Consider the following 11,568-nt stretch of genomic DNA (forward strand, 5'->3'; position numbering starts at 1 on the left):
GATGACGAATTCTGCGGCGGACCCCGTCTCACCGTGCGTCTCGGAGCAGGTCACGGCGCTGCCGGCGCCACATTTGCGCCCGTTCGTCGCCTCGTACGTCGGCTACCGGATGGAGGGCTTCCCGGCCGGCGTGCATGCGGGCCTGCCGTCCCGCCACCTGACGTTCGTCGTCAGCGTCGACGAACCCGTCGACCTCGTCGCGATGCCCGACCGCGCGCAGCGTCCGGACCGCTTCGGCGCGCTCGTGGGCGGGCTGCACGTGGCGCCGGCGATGATCCGCCACGACGGGAACCAGCACGGTGTCCAGCTCAAGATCACGCCGGCCGGCTCGCGCGCGCTGTTCGGGATGCCGGCGGCCGCGCTCGCCTCGACGATCGTCACGCTCGGCGACGTGCTCGGCGCCTCAGCCGCGGAGGAGTTGCGGGACCGCCTGCACGCGGCACGCTCGTGGGACTGCCGGTTCGCGATCCTGGACGACGTGCTGTCGCGCGCCGTGCGGGAGGCGCGCGCGGCGCGGCCCGAGGTCGTGCGCGCGTGGGACTGCATCGCGGCGACGGGCGGCCGTGTCGACATCGGCTCGGTCGCGCGTGACGTCGGCTGGAGCCGGCGCCACCTCGCGGACCAGTTCGGCGCGGAGTTCGGTCATCCGCCGAAGTCGATCGCCCGGGTGATGCGCTTCGAGCGGTCGCGCCTGCGCGTCATGCGACCGGGCGCGGTCCTCGCGCGCGTGGCCGCCGAGTGCGGCTACGCGGACCAGGCCCACATGGCACGCGACTGGCGCGACCTCGCGGGCGCGAGCCCGAGCGCGTGGCTCGCGGCGGAACGTCTCCCATTCGTCCAAGGCGCGGACGGTGACGCGGGCGCATCCTGACGGCATGACCACACGCACACCGACCACGACCCAGCAGAAGACGGTCTGGCCGTCGCTCGTCTACGAGGACGCCCGGGCCGCGATCCGGTTCCTCGTCGACGTGTTCGGGTTCGAGGAGCGCATCACCGTGCCGAGCGACGGCGACGACACCGTGATCGTGCACGCGCAGCTCCGCTGGCCCGAGGGCGGGGGCGTCATGCTGTCGACCGCCCACCGGGAGGGCAACGTCTTCTCGGACCGGCCCGTCGGCACGGGCTCGGTGTACGTCGTCACCGACGATCCCGACGCGGTCTACGCGCGCGCCACCGCCGCCGGCCTGCCCGTCGTCCAGGCGATCAGGGACGAGGACTACGGCGGCCGCGGCTTCGGCGTGCGCGACCGCGAGGGCAACATCTGGTCCTTCGGCAGCTACCGCGGCGAGTAGCCCCACCCGGTTGGTACACAAGTCGCGGTCAGAGGCGCGACTTGTGTACCAACGGCGTGCTCGGGGCCCGGCCGGCTACGCCCGCGTCACCTGCAGCTTCATGTGGCGGATGCCGGTGTGGCGGTTGCTGCGGGTCCACTCGACCGGCTCGACGAGCTCGTAGCCCGCGAACGTGGGCAGCAGCTCCTCGAACAGCACGCGCATCTCCAGGCGAGCGAGGCTCGCGCCGAGGCAGTAGTGGATCCCGTGGCCGAACGTCACGTGCGGGTTCGGGCCGCGCCGCACGTCGAAGGTCATCGACCGCTCGAAGACGCGCTCGTCGCGGTTGGCCGACGCCTCCCAGAACAGCACCTTGTCGCCGGCCTCGATCGTGTGCCCGGCGAGCTCGGTGCGGCGCGTCGCGGTGCGGCGCTTCGACGGTGACGGTGTCGTCCAGCGCAACATCTCCTCGATCGCGCCGGACAGCGCCGAGGGGTCGGCGCGCAGCGCGTCGAGCTGATCGGGACGGTCGATCAGCGCGAGCAGACCGCCCGCGATCGCGTTGCGTGTCGTCTCCGACCCGGCCGCGAACAGGAGCGAGAAGAAGGCGTACAGCTCGCCGTCCGACAGGGCGGGCGGATCGACGTCGTCGAGCGTCGCGTGCACGACGATCGACAGCATGTCGTCGGTCGGGTGCGCGCGCTTCGACGCGATGAGCTCGGTCCCGTACTCGAGCATGCCCGCCTGGGCCGACGTGTCGCCGCTGCTGAACGGGCGGTCGCCGGTGCGGACGTCGAACCCGGGGTCCACCGCCTCCCAGAGCGCGTGCCGGTCGCGTTCGGGGACGCCGAGGAGGATGCAGATCATCTGCATCGGCAGCTCGGCCGCGACGTCGACGAGGAAGTCGAACGGCTCGCGCTCGCGGACGCGTCCGAGCAGCGCGCGCGTCCGTCGCCGCAGCTCGTCCTCGAGGCGCGTCACCATTCGCGGGGTGAGCCCCGAGCTCACGAGACGCCGGATCCGTGCGTGGCGGGGGTCGTCCATCATGTTCAGGACCACGCCCGCGATCGGGAGGTCCTGCAACAGCGTCCCGCCGTACTCGCGGTCGCCGCCGCGCTCGGACGAGTACGTGGTCGCGTCGTTCTGCACGGCGAGTGTCTCCGCGTACGTCGCGACGGACCAGAACCCCTCGCCGTCCGGCGTGTGCTCGGTCGGCTCGTGCCACCACACGGGGGCCTCGCGACGGTGCACCACGAAGAGGTCGTGCGGGAACCCGTGGGCGAAGTTGTCGAGGTCCGTGAGGTCGATCTCCGCCAACGTCGGGGCGGTCGTGGTCATGGGCGCACCGTACCGCCGGCCCGACTGGCGGTGACCGCCAGCAAGACCTCGCACGAGCGAGATACGTTGCGGCCATGCACCGGCATCCACGCAGGTTCGTCGTCGGGCTCGTCACGCTGCTCCTCGTGCTGGCAGGATGCGGCGGGACGAGCTCGAGCACCGCACGGGCGAAGGACGCGCCCACGCTCGGGCCGGTGACCGTGTTCGCGGCCGCGTCACTCGCGCCGCCGTTCCGTGCCCTGCAACGCGAGCTGCGCACGCGCGATCCCGGCCTCGACGTGACCTTCTCGTTCGCGGGCTCGCAGACGCTCGAGCGTCAGATCGAGCAGGGCGCACCGGCCGACGTGTTCGCGGCCGCGGACGAGGTGACCATGCGCGCCGCGCAGCGCGCGGGTGTCGTCGGCACGCCGTCGGTGTTCGCCCGCAACCGGCTGGAGATCGTCGTCGCGGCCGGGAACCCCAAGCACGTCACGGGGCTCGCCGACCTCGCGCGGCCCGACCTCACGGTGGTGCTCGCCGACCCGTCGGTCCCGGCGGGGAACTATGCCCGGCAGGCGTTGGCGAAGGCGCACGTCACGGTGCACCCCAAGTCGCTCGAGCTCGACGTCCAGTCGACGCTCGCGAAGGTGACGTCGGGCGAGGCGGACGCCGCGATCGTCTACGCGAGCGACGTCCGCACGGCCGGCCCGAAGGTGCAGGGCGTGACGATCCCGGACGCGCAGAACGTCGTGGCGACGTACCCGATCGCGGTCGTGAAGCACGCCCGGCACGCGGCGGCCGCGCGTGCGTTCGTCGCCGCCGTGCTGTCTACCGAGGGCCGGGCGGCGCTCACCGCGTCGGGTTTCCTCCCGGCCGCGTGACCTGCCCGACGAGCAGACGGCGTCGGTCCAGATCGATCCTCGCAACTGCGAGATTATGATGGCGCCGTGCCCTCGTACCGGATCGGCGTGGCCGCGGAGTTGCTCGGTGTCAGCCCGGACACCGTCCGGCGCTGGGCCGACGAGGGCCGCCTTCACGCGACCCGAACCGCGGGCGGTCACCGGGTCATCGACGGCGCGGACCTGGCCCGGTTCGCCACGGCGCTCGGGGAGGAGGACCTCGGCGGGTCGGCCGTCGGGCAGTCGGCCCGCAACCGGCTCACCGGCATCGTGACACGCGTGGTGCGCGACAAGGTGACCGCGCAGGTCGAGATGCAGGCCGGTCGGCACCGCATCGTGTCGCTGCTCACTCGTGAGGCGGCCGACGACCTCGAGCTCGCGCCCGGGGTCCTCGCGGTCGCGGTCGTCAAGGCGACGAACGTCATCGTCGAGCTCCCGGCCGACGCCCCATGACCGACGTCGCGGCGCGCAAGCAGCGCGAGCGCGAGCGCGTCCCCGTCGCCGCGATCGCGGTCGCGGGTGTCGCCGTCGTGTTCTTCGCGGTCCCGCTCGCGGGTCTCGTGTGGAAGGCCCCGTGGCGCACCGCGTGGGACGAGCTCACGAGCCACGACGCGCTCACCGCGCTGCGCCTGTCGCTCGTGACCTCGCTCGGCGCGACGGCCGTCGCGGTGGTCCTCGGCGTGCCGCTCGCGTGGGTCCAGGCGCGCGTGCCGTACCGGGGCAAGGGGCTCGTGCGCGCGCTCACGCTTCTCCCCATGGTGCTGCCGCCGGTCGTCGGCGGCACCGCGCTCCTGTACGGCCTCGGGCGTCGCGGGCTCGCGGGTCGCGCGCTCGATGCGGTCGGGGTGCACCTCCCGTTCAGCACCGCCGGTGCGGTGGTCGCGGAGGCGTTCGTCGCCATGCCGTTCCTGGTGCTCACCGCGGAGGCGGCCTTCCGCTCGTCGGATCGCGACCTCGAGGAGGCGGCGCGCACGCTCGGCGCGCGGCGCGGTCGCGTCTTCCGCCAGGTCACGCTGCCCCTCGCGCGCCCGGCGCTCGTCGCGGGTGCGGTGCTGTGCTGGGCGCGCGCGCTCGGCGAGTTCGGGGCGACGATCACGTTCGCCGGCAACCTGCCCGGACACACGCAGACGCTGCCGCTGTTCGTGTACGTCCGGCTCGAGAGCCCGAACCCCGACGCCGCGATCGTGCTGAGCCTGTTGCTCCTCGCGGTGTCGGTGATCGTCATCGTCGCCCTGCGCGACCGCTGGCTCGGCGCGCTGGGGCGTTGAGCTCCCGCTCGTCATGGCCTTGACCGCCCGTGTCGGTGCACACGCGGGCGACTTCGCGCTCGACGTGTCGCTCGACGTCGCGAGCGGGACGACCGTCGCGGTCGTCGGCCCGAACGGTGCCGGCAAGACGACGCTGCTCCGTGCGCTGGCCGGGCTCGTCGCGCTCGACCACGGGCACGTCACGCTCGACGACGTCGTGCTCGACGATCCGGGACGCGACCTCTTCGTGCCCGCCGAGACGCGGCCGGTCGGCGTCGTGTTCCAGCGGTACCTGTTGTTCCCGCACCTGAGCGCGCTCGACAACGTGGCGTTCGGACTGCGCGCCCGCGGCGCGCGCCGCGCGGAGGCACGCCGGCGCGCGGGGGAGTGGCTGGAGCGGGTCGGGCTCGCGGACCGCGCCGCCGCGCGGCCCGCCGAGCTGTCGGGCGGTCAGGCACAACGAGTCGCGCTGGCGCGCGCGCTCGTGACCGAACCCGCGCTGTTGCTCCTCGACGAACCGCTCGCCGCGGCAGACGTAGCGACGGCGACCACGCTGCGGCGTGACCTGGCGCGGCATCTCGCGACGTTCCCGGGCGTGCGGATCCTCGTGACCCACGACGCGCTCGAGGCCATGACCCTCGCCGAGCGTCTCGTCGTCGTCGAGGACGGCCGCGTCGTGCAGCACGGCACGCCCGACGAGATCACGGCGCGCCCGCGAACTGAGTATGTCGCGCGCCTCGTCGGGACGAACCTCTATCGCGGTCGCGCGACCGGGACCGGCGTCGTGCTGCGCGACCACGACGTCACGTTGACGACCGCGGCAGCCGCGCGTGGCGACGTGCTCGCGGTCGTCGCACCGCGCGCGGTCGCGCTCCACCGCGAGCGCCCGGCCGGCACGCCGCGCAACGTGTGGCCCGGCACCATCGACGCCGTCGAGCCTCTCGGCGACCGCGCGCGCGTCCGCGTCGCCGCGCCGTTGCCCGTCGTCGCCGAGGTGACCGCGGCATCGGTGCGCGCGCTCGCGCTCCGCCCGGGCGAGCGCGTGTGGCTGTCGCTCAAGGCGACGGAGATCGACGTCTACCCGGCGTGAGTCGTACGTCCGCGGGTCGGCGTCGCCCGTGCGAGCAGGGACTCGACGCGCGCGCGTTCTCGAGCCGCCATGCGGCGCAGCGCGCTGATCGGCACGCGCTCCGCGCGGTACTCGGCCAGCGCGCAGGGTCGGCCGCCCAGGCGAATCTTGAAGCTCACGAGCGAGTCGACGCCCCCGGACTCGCCCATGTCGAACCACCGGCACCCGGCCTCGCATGCGTCGCGGATCGACTGCTCGTGCAGGAGCTCGTTGAGCCGAAGTGATCCGGCGAGCGCGCGGTCGCTCATCCCACGCCACCCCATCGCGATCGCGCCCTGGCGCACACAGAGGTCGGCCGCGGCGGCGACGCCGCCGACGCGCGCGACGTACACGGTGCACGCGTCGCCGAGCGCGCGCGCGACGAGCTGGAACTTGCGCAGCGGATCGGCGTGCATCCCGCCCTGGCGTACCAGCCACCGCGGCAGGCCGCGCCGGCGCGCGCTCGCGTCGAGCCAGCGGAGGTAGACGTCGTAGAGCTCGTCGACGAGCTGCGGTGAGTTCCCCCGCTCGATCGTCACACCGGCGTCCTCCGCGCGCCGGGCGGCGCGACGCAGGCTCTGGCACGTCTGGGGTGTGAAGCGCTCCGCCCACACCTGGTCGATGCCACCCTCCAGGTCGAGCACGTGCACGACGCGCGGCACGACCGCCAGCCCGTCGACGCGCGCCGCCCGCCACGTCGCGGCAGCGCCGAACGCGGGGCGGACGCTCGCCACGAGCACGCCCGACGCCGCGACCCGCGCGACGTCGTCGGCGACCAGGGCCACGTCGTCGACGTCCGCACCGCCGGGCGCCAGCGGGCCGCCCGGTCCCCACCCCGCGGGCAGCGACGCCTCGACCGTCAGCGCACCATGCGCCCATTCCCGACGGACCGCGGGCAGCACGACCGGCCGGTCCCCGGCCCGTTCGTACAGCCGGCTCGCGTCCGTCCACGGACCCGCGGCGCACACGCAGTCGAGCCACTCCGGCGTCTGCGACGGCATCGCGGTGGGATCGCTCGCGAGCACGGCACGCCAGACGTCGCGCGGCGCGGGCGTGGTGACGAGCACGAGCTCGCGCTCGCGGCCGCCCCGGAGGTCACGCGTGTGCCGCTCTCGCGCGTCGGCGCGCGTCACGACCGCGCGCATCCTTCACGAGCGCAGTGCCGCGACCGCGCGATCAGCTCGCGGGGACGTCCACCGTCACCCAGTCGACGAGCACGTGGCCTGCGACCGCGTCCGACGGCGGCGGACCCGACGTGTACGTCTCCGTCTGCAGGACGAGGTGCATCGGCGTGTCGGGGACCTGCGCGGTGGAGGTCCCGAGGACCCGGCCGTCGAGCGTGAACCGGCACGAGCCCGGGATCCACTCGATCGTCGCCGTGTGCCATCCCGTCCCTGCCTCGACGATGCCGGAGTCGTACGCGTCCTGACCCGAACCCCCCTGGCGGTGCATGAACGCGGTGGTCGTGTCCGCGCCGTCCAGGCGCGCCTCCGGGAAGTCGATCTCGCCGTCGGTCGGCCAGCGCTCGGAGTCGGGCCACAGGAGCCACGCCGTCTTGTACCCCGGAAGGACGTCCGAACGGAACCGCACCGTGTACCGGCCCGCGACCAGACCGCCCTCGGGTCCGGGCGCGCCCGGGACGATCGGCAGCGGGGCCGACACCATGTGGACACCGTGCTCGGTGTGGACGAAGTAGTCCAGCACCCCGTCGTGCTGGCTCAGCACGCTCGACGGCGTGTACGTCCCGTTGCCCGACGTGTCGGTCCACCCGTCGCGGTACGCCGTCCACCGGGTCGCCACCGCGGCGGGGAAGCTGCCGGTCGGCACCGTGACGGTGAAGTCGTCGGCGAAGACGCGTCGCCAACCGGGACCCGCGTCGCCGGGCATCGTCTCGCCCGACGGTGCCGGCGACGGCCCGCTCACGGGCTTCCTCGCCGGTGAGGCCGGCGACCACGCCGCGCACGCGCCGACGAGGACCAGCAGGGCGACACAGCCGAGAAGTTGACGGCGCGGGCGCGCGGGCAGGGGCATGGGCTCGCTTCGGTCGACGGGCGGTCGTTCGTGTGTCGACCGGCGACGGTGTGCGCCTTGAGCGCGATCGGCTGGTCACCGTGTGTCATTCGCGCGCGGCACGACCTGGACGGCTCCGGTACGTTCGCCCGGACACCGGTATGACGTCCCGCCCGGCTCCGTGACCGACCGCGAGACCACGCGCGACCGTCGCGACGCGCCCGGGCCGTGGCACCGAGGCAACGGCTCGTCGGTCGGACCCGACGGTGACGCTGACGGCGGGTTCGCGCCCATCGAGTCACCCGAGACGATCCTCCCGGCGCGGCGGCCTGCCGGCGGTCACCACGGGCCCCGCCGCCGACCACGCACGGACCGCCGCCGCCGGCCGCGCGGCGACGCGCGCCGCAAGGCGCGACGCGAACGGGCGCGCCGGCGGGTGGCCGCAGCGATCGCGGTGGTCGCCGCGGTCGCGGTCGCGCTCGGTGCGTGGTCCGTGCTCCGCACGTCGCCACCGTCGCGCGCGATGCCGCGCGACGACCCGCCGGGCTGGCGTCGCGTGCTCGCCGACGACTTCACCGGTCGGTCGCTCGACACCGCGAGATGGGGTGCGTACGAGGGCGAGCCCGGGGGCGACCCGGGCGGGTGGTGGGATCCGTCGCACGTCGTCGTACGCGACGGCGTCGCGAACCTCGAGACGTATCGCGATCGCCGCTTCGGCAACCGGTGGGTGTCCGGGGGAATGTCGAGCGCGCACGGGCTGCGCCAGACCTACGGCAAGTACCTCGTGCGCTTCCGCGTCGACCGCGGCGACGGCGTCCAGGCGATCCTGCTGCTGTGGCCGTCGTACGACACCAGCTCCGGCGCCGAGATCGACTTCGCCGAGAACGGCGGCGGGAACCGCGACCACGTCTCCGCGACGCTGCACTACGGCTCGGGCCGCCAGATCCAGCGCAGCGTGGACGCCGACTTCACGCGTTGGCACGTCGCCGGGGTCGAGTGGACACCGGGACGCGTCGCCTACACGCTCGACGGCCGGACGTGGGCCGTGGTGCGCTCGAGCGGCGTGCCCGCGACGCCGATGGAGCTGGACGCGCAGACGCAGGCCGGCACGTGCGGCGACCCGGACCAGCCGTGCCCGGACGCGCGGACCCCCCGGCGGGTCACGATGCAGATCGACTGGGTCGTGGCGTACCGGCGGCGCTGAACGCGGGGGCCGCCGACTGGCGCAGGAGGCGTGAGAGCGACGGCAGGAGCGCCACCGCGACGACGACGTGCGCGCCGAGCCACCCGACGCCGATCCCGGTGAGCCCGTAGCGCTCGCCGAACGCGACGGTCGCGACGACGAGCAGCGCGACGAGCGCGACGTTCGCCACGAGGATGCGCCCGCCGCTGCCGCGTACGCGCGCGACCGCCGAGTAGAGGATGACGACGGAGCGGAACAACGTCGCGACGGCGAGCAGGCGCAGCACGGTCGCGCCCTGGCGCGCGTACGAGCCGCCGAACGGCAGCAGCACGAGCGGCGCGGCGAGGGTCAACACGATGACGCCCGCGAGCAGCAACGGCAGCATCTTGCGGACGAGGCGGCGCGTCAACTCGGCCAGCTGCTGCTCCGCCATCGCGCCCTCGACCGTGAGCGAGGTCGCCGCGTTGAGGAACAACATGTTGAGCGACGCGCTCACGGTGTACGCGATGTAGAACGACGCGTTCGTGCGGCTCCCGAGCATCGCGACGACGAGCAGCGGCAGGAGGTACGCGAAGCCGTTGCTCAGCGCCCACGCGAGATAGTCGAGCGCGAGGAAGCGCGCGAGCGCGGGACGTTCGATCGCGTCCGCGTTCGCGGCGCGGTCGGGCGCGGCACGCAGGTGCACCGGTACGACCCGCGCGAACAGGAGGAGGTTGACGACGGCGACGATGAGCACGAGCGGCGCGGTCCACCCGAGGAAGATCCCGTGGCCGGTCCCGAGGGCGAGGAGCACCGGGAGCGCGGCGAGCTTGAGGACGCCGAACACCGTGTTCTCGACCGCGACCCACGGCGCCCGGCGCAGCGCCGTCAGCGCGCTGTCCTGCAGGGTGAAGACGGCCCACAACGGCAGCACGATGCAGAACGCGGCCGCGAGCACGTGGTCGTGCGCGAGGAAGCGCAGTTGCGACGACCAGCGGGGCACGAGCACCACGAACCCGACCGCGACCGCGAGCGAGACGAGCGCGCTGGCCCCGTACGCGAGCCCGACGATCCCGGCCGTGTACCGCCGTGTCACCGGCAGGAACCGGGTCAGCGCGTTGTTGAGGTTCAGCTGGCAGAAGACCGAGATGCCCATCATGGCGCTGATCAGCGCGCTGTCCTGTCCCACCTCGTTGCGCGAGAACAGCCGCGCGGCGGCGAGCCAGAACGCGACACCGAGGACCGCCGTCAGCACGGTGTTCGCCATGAGGCTGTAGGCCGTGCGGTACAGCGGGTCGGTGAAGGCACCGCGCCATGCCCCCATCCGCTCCGCAACCGGCGTGCGCCAGCCGAGCCTCATCCCGCGGCACAGGCTACCGACGGCACCTCGGCCGGGGGCCGTCGCTAGCATCGCCGCGCCGATCGCTCGGGGGGTTCGCATGGATGCGACGGGGCTCGTCCCGCTCACGGGAACCAGCGCGGCGGATCCGTCGGGCTACGCGGTCGCGAGCGCGGTCCCCCGGGACGTGTGGTGCTCGCTCGTCGACACGAACCGCTACGCACGTGTGTTCCAGACACCGGCGTGGATGCGGGCGCTGTGCACGGCCGCGCCGTACCGCGACGCGAGCCGTCTCTACCGTGCACCGGACGGACGGCTGCTCGTGCTGCCCCTCGCGCGCCACCGCGTCGCGCCCGTCGCGGCGTCGATGCCTCACGGATGGGGTGCGGGCGGCTTCCTCGGGCGCGAGCCCGAGCGCCCGGAGGACGTCGCCGCGTGCCTCGCCGATCTCGCCGGTCTCGGCCTCGCGCGGGTCAGCGTGACGGCCGACCCGATGCGGGCCGACGCCTGGCGTGCAGCGGTGTCGTCGCACGGCGCGGACCTGTCGGTGCGCCTCGAGGAGCGTGTCACGCACGTCGTCGACCTCGCCGAGGGCTTCGACCACTTCTGGTCCAAGATCCTCGACAGCTCGATGCGCGCCAAGGTGCGCCGCGCCGAGCGTGCCGGTGTCGAGGTCGTGTGCGAGCCGTCCGCCCGGGGGATCGAGCTGTTCTACGACGTGTATCTCCGCTGGCTCGACGAGCGCGCCGACCGACGGCACCTGCCCCGGCGGTTGATCCGCGCGCTCGGGATGCGGCGCGACCCGCGCCGGAAGCTCGCCGCGCTGGCCACGCACCTCGGTGACCGGTGGCGGACCTGGATCGCGCGCCACGAAGGCCGCGTCATCGCCGCGACGATCGAGGTGGCGAACGGGGAGCACGCGATGTACTTCCGTGGTGCGAGCGACCGCGACGCGGTTCGGCGGACGCGCGCGAACGAGCTGCTGCAGTGCCGGATGATCGAGCACGCGTGTGCGATCGGGTGCCGCTGGTACGACATGGGCGAGTCCAGTGGCGTCGAGTCGCTCGAGCACTTCAAGCGCCGGTTCGGCGCGGTCGAGCACCGCAAGCTCGAGCTCGCCATCGAGTCGCGCGCCGCGGCGCGCGCGGGGGATGTGCGAGACGCGCTGCACCGGTTCACGGATCCCGTCCGGCGCCGGTTCGGGTAGAGCTC

The 11,568-nt window shown here is 73.8% G+C and carries 12 protein-coding genes; 8 read left to right on the top strand and 4 right to left on the bottom strand.

Going from position 1 to position 11,568, the window contains the following annotated elements:
- Position 1: 1 nt before the first annotated feature.
- Positions 2-871, top strand: a complete 870-nt coding sequence (locus VFC33_16620) for a helix-turn-helix domain-containing protein (GenBank protein HZR14864.1) — start codon at positions 2-4, stop codon at positions 869-871.
- 4 nt (positions 872-875) lie between these two features.
- The gene (locus tag VFC33_16625) at positions 876-1,295 is read left to right on the top strand and encodes a VOC family protein (protein HZR14865.1); all 420 of its coding nucleotides are present in this window, start codon (positions 876-878) and stop codon (positions 1,293-1,295) included.
- A 75-nt stretch (positions 1,296-1,370) separates the two neighbouring features.
- Here the strand turns inward: VFC33_16625 and VFC33_16630 are convergent, their stop codons facing one another.
- Positions 1,371-2,612, bottom strand: a complete 1,242-nt coding sequence (locus tag VFC33_16630; GenBank protein HZR14866.1) for a cytochrome P450 — start codon at positions 2,610-2,612, stop codon at positions 1,371-1,373.
- A 74-nt stretch (positions 2,613-2,686) separates the two neighbouring features.
- On the opposite strand from VFC33_16630, the gene modA reads away from it, so the two are divergent.
- The 4 genes from modA (at position 2,687) to VFC33_16650 (ending at position 5,827) form a co-directional block, all read left to right on the top strand.
- Positions 2,687-3,472, top strand: a complete 786-nt coding sequence (modA, locus tag VFC33_16635; GenBank protein HZR14867.1) for a molybdate ABC transporter substrate-binding protein — start codon at positions 2,687-2,689, stop codon at positions 3,470-3,472.
- Positions 3,473-3,538: 66 nt separating this feature from the next.
- The gene (locus VFC33_16640; protein HZR14868.1) at positions 3,539-3,943 is read left to right on the top strand and encodes a TOBE domain-containing protein; all 405 of its coding nucleotides are present in this window, start codon (positions 3,539-3,541) and stop codon (positions 3,941-3,943) included.
- Positions 3,940-4,758: an ABC transporter permease gene (locus VFC33_16645; GenBank protein HZR14869.1), complete on the top strand. Its 819-nt coding sequence runs from the start codon at positions 3,940-3,942 to the stop codon at positions 4,756-4,758. The genes VFC33_16640 and VFC33_16645 overlap by 4 nt, the downstream gene beginning before the upstream one ends.
- A 13-nt stretch (positions 4,759-4,771) precedes the next feature.
- Entirely contained in the window at positions 4,772-5,827 is a 1,056-nt protein-coding gene (locus VFC33_16650; protein HZR14870.1) for an ABC transporter ATP-binding protein, read from the top strand.
- Here VFC33_16650 and VFC33_16655 read toward each other — a convergent pair.
- Positions 5,815-6,978 (bottom strand): GNAT family N-acetyltransferase, encoded by a 1,164-nt coding sequence (locus tag VFC33_16655; GenBank protein HZR14871.1) that lies wholly within the window; start codon positions 6,976-6,978, stop codon positions 5,815-5,817. The genes VFC33_16650 and VFC33_16655 overlap by 13 nt on opposite strands.
- Positions 6,979-7,021: 43 nt before the next feature.
- A complete protein-coding gene (locus VFC33_16660; GenBank protein ID HZR14872.1) occupies positions 7,022-7,768 on the bottom strand; it encodes a glycoside hydrolase family 16 protein in 747 nt (248 codons plus the stop codon).
- A 268-nt stretch (positions 7,769-8,036) separates the two neighbouring features.
- Here VFC33_16660 and VFC33_16665 point away from each other — a divergent pair, with 268 nt between their 5' ends.
- Entirely contained in the window at positions 8,037-9,059 is a 1,023-nt protein-coding gene (locus VFC33_16665) for a glycoside hydrolase family 16 protein (protein HZR14873.1), read from the top strand.
- Here the strand turns inward: VFC33_16665 and VFC33_16670 are convergent.
- Complete coding sequence (locus tag VFC33_16670; protein ID HZR14874.1) at positions 9,016-10,377, bottom strand: hypothetical protein; 1,362 nt, start codon at positions 10,375-10,377, stop codon at positions 9,016-9,018. The genes VFC33_16665 and VFC33_16670 overlap by 44 nt on opposite strands.
- Before the next feature lie 79 nt (positions 10,378-10,456).
- On the opposite strand from VFC33_16670, the gene VFC33_16675 reads away from it, so the two are divergent.
- The gene (locus tag VFC33_16675) at positions 10,457-11,563 is read left to right on the top strand and encodes a GNAT family N-acetyltransferase (protein ID HZR14875.1); all 1,107 of its coding nucleotides are present in this window, start codon (positions 10,457-10,459) and stop codon (positions 11,561-11,563) included.
- Positions 11,564-11,568: the final 5 nt, after the last annotated feature.

This window comes from Acidimicrobiia bacterium (genome assembly GCA_035651955.1).
GTDB lineage: Bacteria > Actinomycetota > Acidimicrobiia > IMCC26256 > JAMXLJ01 > JAMXLJ01.